This window comes from Streptomyces viridiviolaceus (genome assembly GCF_014650995.1).
Taxonomy (GTDB): Bacteria; Actinomycetota; Actinomycetes; order Streptomycetales; family Streptomycetaceae; genus Streptomyces; species Streptomyces viridiviolaceus.
In genome coordinates this window covers 19,119-34,429 of record NZ_BMWA01000047.1, presented here as the reverse complement: position 1 = coordinate 34,429, position 15,311 = coordinate 19,119, and the positions used below count along the sequence as shown (strand labels likewise).

Below are 15,311 nucleotides of genomic sequence, written 5' to 3'. Positions count from 1 at the left end.
GCCGCGCAGGTCGTGGATGGAGCCGCCGCTGCGGGTGACGCACACCCACCGGCCGGCGTGGTTGCGCTTCTCGTAGACGCGGGCGGTGCGGTCGGAGTTGTTGCGGATGGAGCTGCCGCGGTCGCGGATCGCGGAGGGCAGGTCTTTGACGCTGCCGTCGGAGGCGCGGCGTACCCAGGGCTGCCCGCCGAAGTTGATCTCGGGGTAGATGCAGACGTAGCCGGACGGGCAGTCGATCCCCGCCCTGGCCACGCTGGGCTCGCTGGAGGCGGAGGCCGGAACGGCCATCGGACACAGGACGAGGGCGGCAACCGCCGCGGCACGCATCAGATTCTTGATCACGGCACTACACCTACGGGCCGCCCGGTGCGGACTGGCCGCAGTTGCCCGCAGGTTCACTCCAGCGGCGGAGCGCAGCGCCGGTCCACGGCCGGTCGCATGCTTCGCGGGTCTGGGGTCGGCAACGCAGGCGTGCACGCGGGGAAGTCGGCGGGGACTGCGGGCATCGGCAGGGGCGCCGTGCGGACCCTCGCCATGGCTTTGGACGCGCCTCAGGGACAGATGCGGTGATACGCGACTCCGTCGGGGACATAGCGGTCCCATTCCTGTTCCGTCAGGGAGTGGCCTGCGATCGTGCACGCCCGGTCGGTGAGGGTGGCGAGGTCGCGGAAAGCGCGGGTGTCCCACAGCCGTACGGTCAGATCGGAGCTGCTGGTGACGAGGGTGCCCCCGTCAGGGGAGAAGGATGCCGAGTTCACGGGACTGGTGTGGCCGGTGTACAGGGCCAACTGCCGGCGGGACTCGATGTCCCAGAGGCGAATGGTGCGGTCGTCGCCGAACGTTGCCAGGGTCTGCCCGTCCGGGCTGACGACGGCCGACCAGACAATGCCGGTGTGGCCCGTGAGGGTGGCGAGTCGACGGTGGGTGTGCGCTTCCCACAGTCTCACCGCGCCGTCCCGTCCGCTGCTGATGAGGGTCTTCCCGTCCGGGGTGAAGGAAACCGACTGCGCCATGTCGGTGTGCCCCGCGAGCGTCGCGATGCGGCGGCGGCTGCTGACATCCCACAGCTTCAGCTTTCCGTCCCCGCTCGCCGTGGCCAGCGTGCTGCCATCCGGGCTGAAGGTGACAGAGTGGATCATCTTGTTGACCGCGTCGAGGGTGCCGAGGCGACGGTGGGTCCGGACGTCCAGCAGCAGCACGGACGAGGACTGGAAGCCGCCGGTCACGAGCATCCTGCCGTCCGGGCTGAAGGCCGTCCAGCCGGCCCCAGCGGCGATGGACGCCAGCTGTTCATGGGTCCGGACGTTCCACAGGCGGGTCGTCCCGTCGATGTAACTGCTGGTGGCGAGGGTCCTGCCGTCCGGGCTGAAGCTGACGGACTGCACGGGCCTGCGGTGGCCGTCGAGCGAGGCGAGGCGGCGGTGGGTGCGCGCGTCCCACAGTATGACCGCCGGACTGTCGTGGCTGCTCGCAGCGACAAACCTGCCGTCCGGACTGAACCGTACCGAGCTCACCTTGCCGCTGTGCCCGGTCAGCCGGCCCAGCGTGCGCCGCGTACGGGCGTCGTACAGCCGGACAGCCCCGGTGTCGTCGCTGACCGCCAGCACCTTCCCGTCAGGGCTGTACGCGGCTCGGGGTGTCGAGATCACGGTCTGTGGTACCGAACTGTCCACGGCGATCGTGGCGAGCGGCTGCCCGACCCGCATGTCCCACAGGCGCACCGTGGCGTCACTCGCCCCTGTGGCCAGCATCGTGCCGTCCGGGCTGAACGCGAGTGCGTTCACCTGCCCGGTGTGGCTGTTCAGCACGGTAACGGCCGTGCGCTCTTCCACGTCCCACAGCCAGATGGAACGGTCCTGGCCTCCGCTCGCCAGGATCCGGCCATCCGGGCTGAACGCCACGGTCCACACGGTGCCGCTGTGTCCTGGGAGCGTGGCCAGTGAGCGGTGCCCGCGCACGTCCCACAAGCGCGCCGTGGCGTCACTCGCCCCCGTGGCCAGCATCGTGCCGTCCGGACTGAACGCCAGAGAAGTCACCTGTCCCGTGTGGCCTTTCAGCGTGGCCGTGCGCCGCCTCTCCCGCACGTCCCACAGCTGCACCTCGGACTGGTCGCTCTTGCTGGCACGGAAGCCGATGACGGTGACGGCGAGGGTCGTGCCGTCCGGGCTGAAGGCCAGGTGGGAGGGCCAGGCACCGTCGTTGCTGCGGTGGACCCGGAGTTCGTCGATCTTCCGACGAGTACGGGCATCCCAGAGCAGAACCTTGCCCTGATCGCCTCCAGTGGCGATCGTGCCTCCGTCCGGGCTGAAGAGGGCCGGGCTTCCGGCGCTGGTCAGGACAGCGTGCTGCTTTCGGGTGCGGACGTCCCACAGTCGCACCTCCCACCCGTCGTGGCTAGTGACCAGGGTCCTGCCGTCGGGGCTGAACGCCGCCGTCTGCACCTGGCTGCTGCGGCCGTCCAGCGAGGCCAGCTGCCAGTGCCCCGCCACATCCCACAGCCGTGCCGTGCCATCGTCTCCGCTGGTCACGAGGGACTTGCCGTCCGGGCTGAAGGCGACCGACTCCACCGCTTTGGTATGCCCCGTGAGGGTGGCCTGTACGGGTGAATACACCGCGGACAGGAGCTGCGCACGGGTCTGCGGAGTCGGGGAGATGCGCTGAGCGGCCAAGGCGAGACGAGCGGCCAGGGCCGGGTCGGCATTGGCCTGCTGCCGGCTCTCCTCCATCAGGCTCCGAGCGGCGGCCAGGGCCCGCTGCTCGCCGCTGCTGCTGCGGGCGCTAAGGGTGACCAGGCCAGCCGCAACGAGGACGAGTGAAGTGAGCACGGCGAAGCCCACGACGACCAGACGGCGCCGACGCTGAACCAGGGCACTGGCCTCGACGAACTCGGCTTCCTCGGCGGGAATCTCGGTGACGCGTGCACCGATCCACCGCCGCGCCTCCGTGATCTGCTCCCGGCCCAGGACCAGTTTGCGCGGGTGACCCTGCTCCTGCCAGGCCCGCAGGGAACGGCGCAGCCCCTCCTGCCAGCTGCGGAACTCCCGGTTCTCCTCGACCCAGCGCTGCAGCCTCGGCCATTGCTCCACCAGTGCCTGGTGCGCGAGCTCGGCGGTGTCCCGCCCCGTCGGGCGGCGCGTCACCACGACCAGCCGCGTGCTGGCCAGCCGGTGGATCAACGCCCAGTCGCCTGCAGAGAACTGGGCGCGGGCGGCGATCCGGCGGGTGTCCGGGCCCCGCTCCCCGGCGTCCAGCTGCTCGCCGGGACGTACGAGTTGGATGAAGATCCGCTCCAGCGCCTGCCGCTCGGCCTTGTCCGCCCAGTCCCACAGACTGTGCTCCGCTTCTCCCGCCAGGGCCCCCTCCACGCCACCAAGCTCCTGGTACGCGGTGGTGGTCAGCCACCCGCGTTCCTGCCGCTCCCACAGGCGACTCAGGGCGTACTCCAGCATGGGCAGCGCGGCTGGACCGGGCGGGGTGTCCCGCAGCAGTTGCTCGACCAGGCCGTCGGCGAACCGGACCCCCGCATGCCCCTCCAGCGGACAGGTGATCGCCTCTTGCAGCTGCTTCCGCGTCATCGGTTGTACCACCACGGAGGTGGCGTCCCATGCCGTGCGGAGGTGGGGGAGCTCCTCGATCTGCCGGAGAAAGTCGATCCGGGCAACGACCACAGCCTGGGCGGCACGGCTGCCGTCCGGGCGGCGAGCCGTCAGAACCCCGAGCATGGCGTCCAGCCGGCGTGCGGTGTCGGGCGCGTCCGCAAGTAGCGTTTCGAACTGGTCGGCCACCAGCACCAGCCGGGACCGTCTGCCGTGGCGGGCCAGTGTCTGCTCCACGGCGGTACGGATGCCCTGCTCATCGTTGAGCTGCCGGGCCAGCGCCAACCAGCGGCCGTGCCAGCCTGCCTGCATGATGTCCGCGTCTCCCGCCGAGGCCAGGGCCCAAGCCAGCAGTTCCTCAGCGGTGAGGCGCAGCCCGTGGGGCACGCGGGCGATCACGTACCGGTCGCTGTTGAGGTGCCCGAGCAGGCCGGCGCCGACCAGCGAGGACTTGCCGACGCCGGAGGGTCCGAGCACAGGCAGGACGGGGACCTGCTGCTCGAGGAGTTCGATCAGATGCTGCGTCTCGTTCGTACGGCCGTGGAAGACGGCGCGGTCGTGTTCGGTGAACGGCAGCAGTTCGCGGTACGGGCCGTCCGCCAGCAGCCTTCTGCGTAGCTGGGGCCACTCGCGGGTGAGGGACTCCACGGTGAGGGCATACCCGGTCCGGCGCCGCTGGTCTCCCTCGACGGCCACGACGATGCCGATGACACCGCCGTAGTCCTCGTCCCATACCGGCGCCCCGCTGAAGCCGCCCGCCAGCGGGAACGGTGCCTCTTCGTCGCAGGTCAGCTGCCACCAGCCGGTACCCTCGCGGCCCTCGACGGTGCCGCGGGTCCAGATCCCGGCGTCCTTGCTGCCGCCTCGTCCGGGGTACTTCGGGAAGCCGAAAGCCCGCCAGCGGTGCCCGGCCAGGTCCTCCGCCTCCACGATCCGCAGGGGTACGGCACCTGGCGGGGGCTCGCCGCTCAGCTCCAGGACGGCGACATCGCCGCTGCTGTCACCGGCCACGGGCACGCTGAAGTGCACGGAGGCCGTCGCCGCAGGACGCCCGGGCAGCAGCGGGAAGTCGAGGGTGACCGGAAGAAGGGCCGGCAGCGGTTCGTCGTCCGGGAGGCCGGCGGTGGAGGCGACGACGTGGGCGCACGTAAGCAGCAGCCGGTCGGGGATCAGGAACGCCACCCCGACCGGACGGCCGTCGTGGAGCACACGGGCCGTCCCGCGCTCCCACCCGGAGTCCGGCCTGCCTGCCGACGTCACGTGCCGCCCTCGGGACGGCTCCACTCCAGCTCCAGCCTGATGTGCGCGTCCCCCGATCCCTTCGCCACGACCAGGCCCGCCTCCGCTGTCACCCGCAGTCCGAACTCCGCTCGGACGTGATCAGGACTGCGTGGCAGATCCGCCAGCCGAGCCAGCATGGTTGCGGCCACCCGCTGCACCCGGGCCATGCCCGACTCGAACGTGTCGGCGGACGTCTCGAAGAGCTCATCGCCGCGACTCGCCCGGATGATCCCGGAACCTTGTCCATCAGACAACTCGACGACGAAGACCTCACCGTCCTCGAAGGGGACACTCAGGTACACGCGATGACCTCTCTAGCTATCCCGTCAAGTCACTTGTACAACAGACCAGTTGAGCGGATCTTTCGGCCTGCCATGGTAGCTGCGATCTCCCACTGCGGCCGTCGAAATTGCTTTAGCATCACCGGCCACGCAGTGCGGTCAACGCCAGTTCGAAAAGACGTCCCGCTCCTGCGGGGAAATGCAGGTGCAAGGCCTGCCCGGCGCTCCACGCAACGCCCCGTTCCTGCTGCTGCAGGGGCGGGGCTTCTTCACGTCCGCGGCAGGCTCCCGCGGCAGGCGGCTGTTACTCACTTTCGGGTGACGGCTCCGCCGCTGCCGGGGTGGCGTGGCATGGCGGTCTCGGGCAGCGGGGCAGTGGCCGTAAGGGCTGTAAGCCTGACAAGCAGTCAACCGAGCGTATTCGGCCCGTAAATGGACGATGCAGGCAAGAGTCGCAGCAATATGGACGATTCGTAACACGCTTCACGTCTCCTCCACGCGCCGGCCACGGGGTGGGCAGGGTGTGCATGCGCGGCCGACCGGCCGCCACCCGCACCACGCACAGCCCGGCCCTGCGGCCTCGAGCCGCACACCCGGCTGTGCCCGCACATGCAGGGGGAACCTGTGTCGAAGTCCATCACTGCCCGCCGTCTGACCGCCGCCGCCCTGAGCGCCGGCGCCCTCACCGCTGTCCTGGCGACGCCGGCGTCGGCGGCCGATCACCGGGAGTACCGGCCGAAGGTGGAGATCAGCCGGGTCCAGTACGACTCCCCGGGCCGCGACGACTACTCCAACCGTTCCCTGAACCGGGAGTGGGTGGAGATCACCAACAACACCCGCCGCTCGGTGAACCTGGACGGCTGGACCCTGACGGACGAGGACGGACGCACATACACCTTCGACCACTACCGCCTCGACGGCCGCTCCACCGTCCGCGTCCACACCGGCCAGGGACGCGACAGCCGCCACGACCTCTACCAGGACCGCCGCCACTACGTCTGGGACAACCGCTCCGACACCGCCACCCTCCGCAACCACCGCGACCGCTTCGTCGACGACCACTCCTGGGGCCACCACCGCCACGGAGGCGATCACCGCCACGGAGGTCACCGCTGACACCAGCCGGCCGTGCCGGTGACCCAGGACCCGAAAACCGGCACCCCGTTGACAACGCCAGGACGGCGCGCCACCCCGTAAGGGGCGGCGCGCCGTCGGCATCTCGGGGACGTGATGTGGCGCAGCCGGCGCGCGCAGCGGCTCGTCGCGGGCAGGGGCCGGCCCACCGCTTCTGCAGAGGCCGCCTCTTCTGGCGTGTCAGCCGTGGTAGGTGATGTAGCCGTTGCCGTCGCGGTCGTTGGCCGTCTTGGTGTAGGCGTGGACGTCGGCGCGGGCGCCGCCCGGCTTGTAGAAGTAGATGGTGTCCTTGTCGTTGTTCCAGATGAAGTTGCAGTTCTGGCGGTAGACGACGTTGTTCGCGTCGGAGTCGGTGCCGCGGCCGCCGCGGAGCTGGACGTAGTCGCCGGGCTGCAGGGTGTGGCTGGCCTTGAAGGTGAACGTGTTGCCGGCTGCGTCCTTGACGACGTAGCCCTTGAGGTTCACGTTCGTGGTCTTCGAGTAGTTCTTGATCGTCAGGTACTCGTTCTTGGTGTTCCCGCCGGAGCAGCGGTTGTCGTCCCGGCCCGGGGCGTCGTACTGGATGCCCTTGATCTTCAGGGCCGAGGAGTACTCGGCGGCCTGCGCCGGAACGGCCGCGACGAGGCCGAGCGCGGCCACGGCGGTCACAGTGGCGGCGGTGGTCAGGGCGCTGCGGATGCGCATGAGGAATCCCCCCTCAGTGGTGCCAATTGGAGCGTCCCGGAGCATACCGAAGACGTGATCAGAGAGTGCTGGGAAGGTGAAGAAAGTGTGCAACAAGATGGTGTGTTGCTGTGTCACCTCCGAGAGGTCCTGCAGCGCGACGTGCCAGCATGGCCGTGCAGAGGGCGGACAGGCGCGGTGGCCCAGACGCTGGAGGTCGCAGGCGCAGGCAGTAGGTCCGCCGATTCCCGGGCGCGCGATCGTGGGCCGCGCCGTGCACGTCATACTCCGGTGCTGCGCCTGCGCAGAAGCGCTCAGCGCCGTGGTCCACTCGGTCGCGTTGCCTCGGACCTCCCGTTCCGGCAGACGGGCGGCCAGTGGACAATGCTGGTCGTCGGCACCCGTGACTCGACGCGGGCAGACCCAGTGATGAATGGTGAGAAGCGCATGGCCGATGGCATCCCCCTGCCGTACGACGAGGACGAGTCGGCCTGGGCGGCCGACGATGAGTACACCGAGGAGGACTTCGCCACGCTGGCCGCGTTCCTCTTCGCCCGCATCGATCCCCTGATTCTGGCCGGGCAGCTTAGCGGTGAGATCGACCCCACCATCCAGGCCCTCAACGACGTCGTGCGCACGCTGCTCGGGCAGGCCCGGGCCTTCCGCCAGTGGGACAATGAGCCAGCTCTCGCCAGCACCTGGGACGCACTCACCACCATCGCCCAGCCCTGGCGGCATCACCCAGACTTTCGCCCTGGCTGGGAACGAGAATGACCCCGCCTGCGACCAACAGTTGTCAGCCCGCTGCCGAGTGCAGGATCAGCCGGCCCTCGGAGTAGCTGTCCGGGCCACAGCGACTGATGGCGGGCGAGGGATCATTCTGCGGATGCGGGAGCAGTCGGGCGACATGGTCAACGACCTGACCCACTGGGGTCCATCGGGAGCAGGGTGCGCCGACTCCGGCAGCGGCTCCGGCGATGGGACCACCTCGCGTGCGCGGGGAGCAGGCCCGCGCTCTTCGAGGCGGCATCGGTGGGCGGGGACCATCCCCGCGCCCGCGGGGAGCGACCGAGGCCCAACACGTTGCCGACCTCCTCGCTGCCCTGTTCCCCGCCCTCGGGGATGGTCCCCACGTGTGCCGCTTGGCGATCCGGTACACCAGCTGCTCCCCGCGGCCTTCTCCGTTTCTGGCCCCCGAACTACTTCTGCTCCCTGCACCCGTGGAACGGTTCGGGTAGCCAGCTCGGAGGTTTCCCGCCCACAGTGGTTCTACTGGCGGTAGAGTGGGTGTATGGGTGAGCAGGACACCAGTATCAAGACGACCAAGGCGGTACGGGATCGTCTGAGGACGTTGGCCAGTGAGCGTGGCACGACGATGAACGATCTCCTGGAGGAGCTCGTGACGCGGGAGCTGACCGCGGAAGAGAGGGAACAGCGCGCGCAGCAGGCCTTGGAGGAGATCCGGCGGACGACCGGTGTGACCGTTTCGAACGGTGCGCGTGCCCGGGCCCGTGACTTCCTGCAGCGTCTCGGACAGGAGCACCACGCCGCGTGATCCGCGTCCTACTCGATCACACCTGTATCCGGGCCCTGGCCGAGGGTGATGAGTTCCTCAACGGCTTGTACGTCGAGGCCAGCTACGGCTACGCAGAGATCGTGATCCCAGCTCTGTCCGCCGTGGTCGCCGACCGCGAGAAGGCCGGCACAGGCCAGCACATCCTCGGCCGCCGGTTCACCACCGTCGCCGATTTCACGCATGCCCACGCCCTGGTAGCCGGTGCGTGGCGGCAGGTGGACTGGCGGATCCTGCACCCCGCAGCTTCCGTGCTCGTGGATCGGCAGGCCGGCGACGACGCTGCGTTGCTGTCTCTGAATCCCGACCTGTACCTCGGCACGGGAGTCATCCCGCTGAACCCCATGAGCAGCTAGAGTGCCGCGTGGCTGAGGGCTTCGATGCTGGACAGCCAGGCGTCGGTGACGGCCGGGCCTATCTCGCCGAGGGCGCGGCGGGCCCGGCGGGCGAGGTTGAGGGCTTCGACGCCGTTCCCGGCGTGTGCCTCGAACTGGGCGAGCGTCCCTGTCTGGTAGGCGGTGAACAGCGGGTCACCCGCAGACCGGGCGGCCTGGATCGCCGCACCGTACGGCACGGGCGGAGCCGTGGTCACCCATGTCCCAGGCGAGCCAGCCAGCCAGGCTTGCGGCCTCGCTGCCGACGGATGCGAGGCGCGTGCGGTGCTTGTCGGTGGCGTTGCGGGCGGTGGCCTTGATGAACCGCAGGTGCGCCTGTACGGCCTCTGCGAGGTCCTGCGACGGGGTGGAGCCGTCCAGACGTCTGTAGGCGGTTGGACAGCTGCAGGGCTGCGGCTTGGCCGCTGTGGGCGTCGGAGGGTGAGCGTATAGCTGCGCGGGGTGTGCGTCCTCCCGTACGTTCTAGCCGCGTCTGCAGCAGAGCGGCAGGAAGACCTGGCGCTGATCGAGTCCTACGTCCAAGAGGTGGGCTGGCAGGCCACGAGGGCCAGTCCTTGTCAGCGGTCATGCATTTTCAGCTGAGCCGCCCCCGCGGTCACGATCGCCCATGGGGACGACGGATGGAGGCGGTGCTGGTGACGCGTCGGCGCCGGTCCATCTTTCCCTGTGATCGACACCTGTCGTTCTGTGCCGGCACCCAGGGCTTCGGCGTAGTCGCAGAGCGTCCGGTTCGTGATGACTGCCAGCTCAGCGGTGACTCGGGAACGCGACAGGCACGGGTTCCCAAGATCATGGAGTTTTCTACGCCTCGTGATCCGAGTGGAAGACCGTGCCTGCCGACGCATCATCGCCGATCACGCCTGCCTTTGACCAACTCTGTGAGCATCCTGAGGTCGTGGCCGAGGAGGTCCCGGGCTTGCTGGAGCGGCTGGCGGAGGTGCCCGATCCGCGAGATCCGCGGGGCGTGAGGCACGCTCTGGTCGTCGTGCTCGCGTTGACTGCGTGCGCGGTGCTGGCCGGAGCGACCTCCCTGCTCGCGGTCGGCGAGTGGATCGCCGGTCCTCGGTCTTGGAACGCTTTGGCGTACGGCCTGATCCGCTGATCCCGAAACGGTGTCTGCCTGCGGAAACAACGGTGCGGCGGCTGCTGGGCCGCCTTGATGGCGACGCGCTGGACCAGGCGGTGGGCCGCTGGCTGGCCGACCGGTGTGGCAGCACCGGCGGCCAGCTGCGCGGACTGGCGGTCGACGGCAAGAGCCTGCGCAGGCGCCGCCAAAGCGACCGGACGCAAGATCCATCTGCTCGCCGCCCGCGAGCACACCACCGGCGTGGTCCTGGCGCAGCTCGACGTGGGCGAGAAAACCAATGAGATCACCCGTTTCAGCCGCTGCTGGAGACTGTCGCCGACCTGGCGGGCGCTGTCGTGACCAGCGATGCGGTGCATACCCAGCGCGAGAATGCCGCATACCTGCTCGGCCGGGGTGCGCACTACATCGTGATCGTCAAGGGCAGGGCGGTCCGTGAGCTGATGTCCGTTTCCGGGTGAGGCTGCGACGGGGCTGCTCGTCGCGATACTCGGCCGGCTACTGCTTCCTGGTGAAGCTGCCGGTGTCGGCTTCGGTGAGGACGTCGAGCTTGACCAGGCGTTTCAGCTTGGCCCAGATGCCACCCGAAGACTCCCGACCGCCCCCTGAGGTCCGCAGGAGCGTGGTCTCCAGAACCTTGACCATTTCTCGGATGCGGCGTGAGACCTTGGCCCTGAACTCGTCCGTGTCGTGAAGGAAGCGGTCCGTCTCTTCGAGATGGAGTTTGGCGAGGGAGATGCGCCCAGCCTGCGGTAGGAACTGATGAAAGACCTCGAACTCCGCGACGACATCGTTGAGGTAGCCCTCGATGTCTTTGCAGTGCGCGGTGAGTGACTTCGTCACGGTCCCGCGCACGTGCTGCTGGCCGTGAGCGAGCGCGAACTTGCCCCCGGCCTCCTTGACCGAGATCGCGGAGCCGCCGTTCACGTGGCCTTCGATGAGCGGAGCACTGCGCGCCAGGGACTCGAAAACGAGTTGGTGCTTGGACAATTCGGGCAGCAACCGCGAGTACGCGTCGGCCGTGATGGTCGGCGCTGTGCTTGGGGCGGTCTCGGCCCTGAGTACGCGACGGACCTGCTTGACGCCGTGGTATGCATCCAGCATCTCGGTGAGAAAGGCCCTGATCCGGTCGTCCAAACGCTGCCGTTCCAGGCGTTCCTGTTGCAGATTGAAGGTTTCCAATCCCACGAAGAACCCCACGATGGAGACGCCGAGCACCTGCAAGCACACACGCGCGACTTCATACGGCATCGTGTTCGGACGAGGCCCGGGAACGGCCAGCGCGATCACCAGCAGGGCCACGAGCGCAATTACCGCGACAAAGGCGACGACAGCCAGCGCACGCCACTTGGGATTACCCCACCGCTGCTTCAACTTGGCAAACTTTCGGCCCAGCCACCGTGTAATCAAGGAATGAGGCTCCTGACGATCGTCCACGAGCACAGTCTTCAGCGCAGGGCCCCGGGATGCCATGACAGGAGGCGGAGACACACCTCGAACACCTCGCGATCACACGGAAGGGTCTCGCCGACCGGCTTCCGGCTGCCCCACCGTACCTGCCCGAGCACCCGAACCACCCCCGCATCCTCGGCGTCTTCAACGATGTGACCGGACCGCTGCGGGCCCGGGACGTCTGTGAAGCCCTCGGCCACGAACTGCTGCCGAAGAACATCGAAGGCATCCGGGCCAAGCTGAAACGCCTGGTCAAGCTCGACGTCCTCACCGAAGCCGACACCGGCAGCTTCACCAGGAAGCAGTAGCCGGCCGAGTATCGCGACGAGCAGCCCCGTCTCAGCCTCACCCCGAAACGGACATCAGCTCAAGGACCGCTATCTCAGAGATTAGGAGTCCGGGATGGGGATCCTCGTTTGCAGTACCCGAAGTTGCGCACCCTTCCTTTAGGTATTAGCAATGGTTATATCCACAAGAGGAAGGGGCCGACATGGCTGTCACGCGCGTCTGGCTTGGGACACTTACGGGCCACGGGGAGGGTGATCCAGGCAGTAGCAGTGCCATCGCGCTGACCATCAACGAAAACGGAGACGACAAATTCTATGGACACTTCTCCCGCAGGCGCGGGGATGGCGACGCTCACCTCTTTGAGGGATTCAGGCTAAACAGTGACCTTATCTCAAACCTCAGCCCGACCAATCTCACTAATTCATCAATCCGAATGCACATCACCGGTGATGACGCATGGCGGCCGGAGCGGGCCTTCGTGTGGGTCGAGCAGGACAGTGGACCGCCCGTATTCCCTCTGGCTATTCGGATGAACTTCCCGGACAAAATGAGTACCGACCCTAACGAGGGCAGGGCTTCCGTCCCGCTCCCACTGGTCCAGTTTGGCACGCCTGGAACCACGATCAACGGCGTGGCGATGCTGCTCTCCACTTTGGGCGCCATCGATTCCGGTACCAACGACAGAATCCGCCTTCAGATCAGCAAATCCGACGGCACTCCCGTAGTGGACTTCGAATCGGACGACACCGAGCAAGAGGACCTTGAGACCGGGCAGGCAAACTGGTATTTTGCCGGACTCCTTCCGCCGGTTGACGGCTTTACGAAAAATGACCTTGATGAGCAGTCAATCACACTGAGCATTACAGGCAGAGACGCCTGGCAACCTCAGAGTTTCTTCCTCTTCGGCTTCAACGTAAGAAACGAAACCGATACTCCTACGCAGGTTGTGCCCCTGGTGGGCATCCGCAATTGGAGGATCGGAGAAATGAGCAGAGATGTTTCAGAAGGGACCCCGAGCATCCTCTTGCCGCTAATCCCCAGCTTGTGAGGAATCATGTTCACTGTGATGGGGGAAACCGACGACCCCGCGTAATCGTAAGTCGCGTAGTCCTGTCTAAGGAAAGACGTTCCGCTTCCTGCGGGGAGATGCAGGTGCAAGGCCTGCCCGGTGCTCCACGAAAAGCCCCGTTCCTGCTGCTGCAGGGGCGGGGCTTCTTCACGTCCGCGGCAGGCTCCCTCGGCAGGCGGCTGTTACTCACTTTCGGGTGACGACTCCGCTGCTGCCGGGGTGCCGTGGCTTGGCGGTCTCGGGCAGCGGGGCAGTGGCCGCAAGGGCTGTAACTGGCCCTAACAAAGCCTCTGGACGTGGCGGTGGGTGATCAGGCAGACGGCGAGGCCGAGGAAGGCCTCGTGGATGTCGTCGCGTCTTTCCCAGCGGATGCGCAGGCGGCGGAAGCCGTGCAGCCAGGAGATCGTCCGCTCGACGACCCAGCGGAAGGTGCCCAGGCCGGTGCTGGCCACGTTCGGCGATCACCGGTCGGATGCCCCGCTCGCGAAGGAGCCGGCGGTACTTGTCATGGTCGTAGCCGCGGTCGGCGAAGAGCATGTCCGGGCGGCGTCGTGGCCGGCCGACGACTCCCGCGACCGCTGGAATCTTGTCGAGCAGGGGCAGGAGCTGGGTGACGTCGTTGCGGTTTCCGCCGGTCAGCGACACCGCGAGCAGGATGCCCTGACCGTCGGTGATGATGTGGTGCTTGCTGCCCGGTCGTGCGCGGTCGACCGGGCTGGGTCCGCTTTTGGGCCCCTGCGTGCGGCCCGGACGTGGGAGGAGTCGATCACCGCCCGGGACCAGTCCAGCTGGTTCTTCGACCGCAGCTTGTTCAGCAGCAGCTGGTGCAGCTGGTCCCAGACGCCGGCCTCGTTCCAGGCCGCCAGGCGCCGCCAGCACGTCATGCCCGATCCGAAGCCGAGCTCCTGGGGCAGGTACTCCCACTGGATACCCGTGTGCAGGACGAACAGGATGCCGCACAAGGCCTGACGGTCGGGCAGCCGCGGCCGTCCCTCGACCTGCTTCGGTGCCGGTTCGGGCAGCAACGGCTCGATCAGCGACCACAGTTCGTCCGACACGATCCATGGCCGCGACTGACGCTTCCCCATGCCCCCACCAACGAGCGACCAAGCCGACAGTCACATGATCAACCCGCTTTTGTTAGGGCCAGTAAGCCTGACAAGGTGTCAACCGGGCGCATGCGGCCGGTAAATGGACGATGCAGGTAAGAGTCGCAGCAATATGGACGATTCGTAACACGCTTCACGTCTCCTCCACGTGCCGGCCACGGGGTGGGCAGGGTGTGCATGCGCGGCCGACCGGCCGCCACCCAGGGGCCTTTCCTTCTCTGTGACGGCCGGTGCTACCAGACCGGGCCACACCTAGGCCCCTCGGCGTATGACGCCCGGGCTGCCGATCTGCGAGCCGCGGACAACCCAGTCGCCCGCCTTCAGGTCTTGCGGGAGTATCGCCAGTTGGTCCGTCTGGGGGACGTCGCTGCGCGTACTGGTGGACGACTCCGCTGTCACGGTAGTGAAGGGTCATGCCTCCTTCCTCTGATCCCACATCGGCCGCCGAGGCGGTGACACGGGAGTCACTGGCGAACCGCCAGGGCTACGACGAACGGTTCCTCGGGCCGGCCGTACCGTTGCCCCTCCCTACCGATCCAGCCGTCGAGACCGTCGTGCTGCCGTACACCCACTTCAGCGTGGTGTTTCGTCCCGACCGACGGTTGGCCACGTCAACGGCTGTCATGATCGACGGCCTGAAGCTGGTCGACGCGGAGCGCGACGACGACTGGCGCTTTGATCCACGCCTTCCCGACGGCCAGCAGACGGGGCACCCCGTCTACAAGAACAACCCGCTGGACAAGGGCCACCTCGTCCGCAGGCTCGATCCGGTCTGGGGAACGGGATCCGAGGCAGAAACGGCTAACAGCGACACGTTCTATTACACGAACGCTGCCCCGCAGCAGGAGGAGTTCAACCAGGGCAAGAAGCTGTGGCAGGGGCTGGAGAACTTCTTGCTCGACCATGCTGAGGCGTTCGACCGCAAGCTGTCGGTGTTCACCGGACCGGTCCTTGATGGCTCCGACCCCCCGTACCGGGGCATCAAGGTACCGCTGCAGTTCTGGAAGGTCGCCGCGTTCATGCAGGACGGCGAGCTGGCCTCCACCGCGTATGTCCTGGACCAGACCCCCGATCTGACCCGCGACGCCGCTGCGCGAGCTTTGGCTGAGGCAGCCAGGGCCGGAGATCCTCCGCCGCTTGGAGCCTTCCGCACCTTCCAGGTGCCTGTGGCTGACGTCGCGGAGGCCACAGGCTTGGACTTGGGACCGCTTCCGGCCGCAGACCGGCTGCCTCCGCGTGTGCGTGCCGAAAAGCGGTGGACGCAATTGGAGAGGTTCGAAGACATCGTCATGTAAGGGACGTCAACACGGCAGCCGCGGCGGCCCTCGCCCCGAGCGCCTGGCAGAGGGCGGCGACGACCGGCGGCATCGTCATCGACACCCGGCC

The 15,311-nt window shown here is 67.7% G+C and carries 16 protein-coding genes and 1 pseudogene; 10 read left to right on the top strand and 7 right to left on the bottom strand.

The window, feature by feature from the left end; all coding sequences use genetic code 11:
• From IE260_RS39120 to IE260_RS39110, 3 genes are all read right to left on the bottom strand, one after another.
• Positions 1-342 (bottom strand): peptidase inhibitor family I36 protein (locus IE260_RS39120; RefSeq protein WP_229881756.1); only part of this gene is annotated, 342 nt, incomplete at its 3' end.
• A gap of 209 nt (positions 343-551) precedes the next feature.
• Entirely contained in the window at positions 552-4,856 is a 4,305-nt protein-coding gene (locus tag IE260_RS39115; RefSeq protein WP_189880695.1) for an nSTAND1 domain-containing NTPase, read from the bottom strand.
• On the bottom strand, positions 4,853-5,179 hold the full coding sequence (locus IE260_RS39110) for a CU044_2847 family protein (RefSeq protein WP_189880694.1): 327 nt from the start codon (positions 5,177-5,179) through the stop codon (positions 4,853-4,855). The genes IE260_RS39115 and IE260_RS39110 overlap by 4 nt, the downstream gene beginning before the upstream one ends.
• 588 nt (positions 5,180-5,767) lie before the next feature.
• On the opposite strand from IE260_RS39110, the gene IE260_RS39105 reads away from it, so the two are divergent.
• Positions 5,768-6,274, top strand: a complete 507-nt coding sequence (locus tag IE260_RS39105) for a lamin tail domain-containing protein (protein WP_189880693.1) — start codon at positions 5,768-5,770, stop codon at positions 6,272-6,274.
• Positions 6,275-6,472: 198 nt separating this feature from the next.
• On the opposite strand, the gene IE260_RS39100 is transcribed toward IE260_RS39105, so the two are convergent.
• The gene (locus IE260_RS39100) at positions 6,473-6,976 is read right to left on the bottom strand and encodes a lamin tail domain-containing protein (protein ID WP_189880692.1); all 504 of its coding nucleotides are present in this window, start codon (positions 6,974-6,976) and stop codon (positions 6,473-6,475) included.
• Positions 6,977-7,402: 426 nt separating this feature from the next.
• Here IE260_RS39100 and IE260_RS39095 point away from each other — a divergent pair, with 426 nt between their 5' ends.
• The 3 genes from IE260_RS39095 (at position 7,403) to IE260_RS42345 (ending at position 8,884) form a co-directional block, all read left to right on the top strand.
• Positions 7,403-7,729 carry a hypothetical protein gene (locus IE260_RS39095; protein WP_189880691.1) on the top strand — a complete coding sequence of 109 codons (327 nt, stop codon included), beginning with the start codon at positions 7,403-7,405 and terminating at the stop codon, positions 7,727-7,729.
• Positions 7,730-8,246: 517 nt separating this feature from the next.
• Positions 8,247-8,510: a YlcI/YnfO family protein gene (locus IE260_RS39090; RefSeq protein ID WP_189880690.1), complete on the top strand. Its 264-nt coding sequence runs from the start codon at positions 8,247-8,249 to the stop codon at positions 8,508-8,510.
• A complete protein-coding gene (locus IE260_RS42345; RefSeq protein ID WP_229881755.1) occupies positions 8,507-8,884 on the top strand; it encodes a PIN domain-containing protein in 378 nt (125 codons plus the stop codon). Before IE260_RS39090 ends, IE260_RS42345 begins: the two co-directional genes overlap by 4 nt.
• On the opposite strand, the gene IE260_RS42340 is transcribed toward IE260_RS42345, so the two are convergent.
• Entirely contained in the window at positions 8,881-9,120 is a 240-nt protein-coding gene (locus IE260_RS42340; protein WP_229881753.1) for a hypothetical protein, read from the bottom strand. The genes IE260_RS42345 and IE260_RS42340 overlap by 4 nt on opposite strands.
• A 698-nt stretch (positions 9,121-9,818) precedes the next feature.
• Here IE260_RS42340 and IE260_RS42335 point away from each other — a divergent pair.
• The 3 genes from IE260_RS42335 to IE260_RS42735 all read left to right on the top strand — a co-directional run bounded on the left by IE260_RS42335 (position 9,819) and on the right by IE260_RS42735 (position 10,468).
• The gene (locus IE260_RS42335; RefSeq protein ID WP_229881751.1) at positions 9,819-10,025 is read left to right on the top strand and encodes a transposase family protein; all 207 of its coding nucleotides are present in this window, start codon (positions 9,819-9,821) and stop codon (positions 10,023-10,025) included.
• A gap of 105 nt (positions 10,026-10,130) precedes the next feature.
• On the top strand, positions 10,131-10,349 hold the full coding sequence (locus IE260_RS42330) for a hypothetical protein (RefSeq protein ID WP_229881750.1): 219 nt from the start codon (positions 10,131-10,133) through the stop codon (positions 10,347-10,349).
• A complete protein-coding gene (locus tag IE260_RS42735) occupies positions 10,346-10,468 on the top strand; it encodes a hypothetical protein (RefSeq protein ID WP_268255029.1) in 123 nt (40 codons plus the stop codon). Before IE260_RS42330 ends, IE260_RS42735 begins: the two co-directional genes overlap by 4 nt.
• Positions 10,469-10,505: 37 nt before the next feature.
• On the opposite strand, the gene IE260_RS39070 is transcribed toward IE260_RS42735, so the two are convergent.
• Positions 10,506-11,444 carry a hypothetical protein gene (locus IE260_RS39070; RefSeq protein ID WP_189880698.1) on the bottom strand — a complete coding sequence of 313 codons (939 nt, stop codon included), beginning with the start codon at positions 11,442-11,444 and terminating at the stop codon, positions 10,506-10,508.
• A gap of 167 nt (positions 11,445-11,611) precedes the next feature.
• On the opposite strand from IE260_RS39070, the gene IE260_RS42325 reads away from it, so the two are divergent.
• A complete protein-coding gene (locus IE260_RS42325) occupies positions 11,612-11,767 on the top strand; it encodes a hypothetical protein (RefSeq protein WP_229881749.1) in 156 nt (51 codons plus the stop codon).
• Positions 11,768-11,949: 182 nt separating this feature from the next.
• Positions 11,950-12,795: a hypothetical protein gene (locus tag IE260_RS39060; RefSeq protein WP_189880689.1), complete on the top strand. Its 846-nt coding sequence runs from the start codon at positions 11,950-11,952 to the stop codon at positions 12,793-12,795.
• A gap of 299 nt (positions 12,796-13,094) precedes the next feature.
• On the opposite strand, the pseudogene IE260_RS39055 reads toward IE260_RS39060, so the two are convergent.
• Positions 13,095-13,904, bottom strand: a pseudogene (locus tag IE260_RS39055) (IS5 family transposase).
• A gap of 434 nt (positions 13,905-14,338) precedes the next feature.
• Here IE260_RS39055 and IE260_RS39050 point away from each other — a divergent pair.
• On the top strand, positions 14,339-15,220 hold the full coding sequence (locus tag IE260_RS39050; protein WP_189880688.1) for a DNA/RNA non-specific endonuclease: 882 nt from the start codon (positions 14,339-14,341) through the stop codon (positions 15,218-15,220).
• The last annotated feature ends 91 nt before the right edge of the window (positions 15,221-15,311 follow it).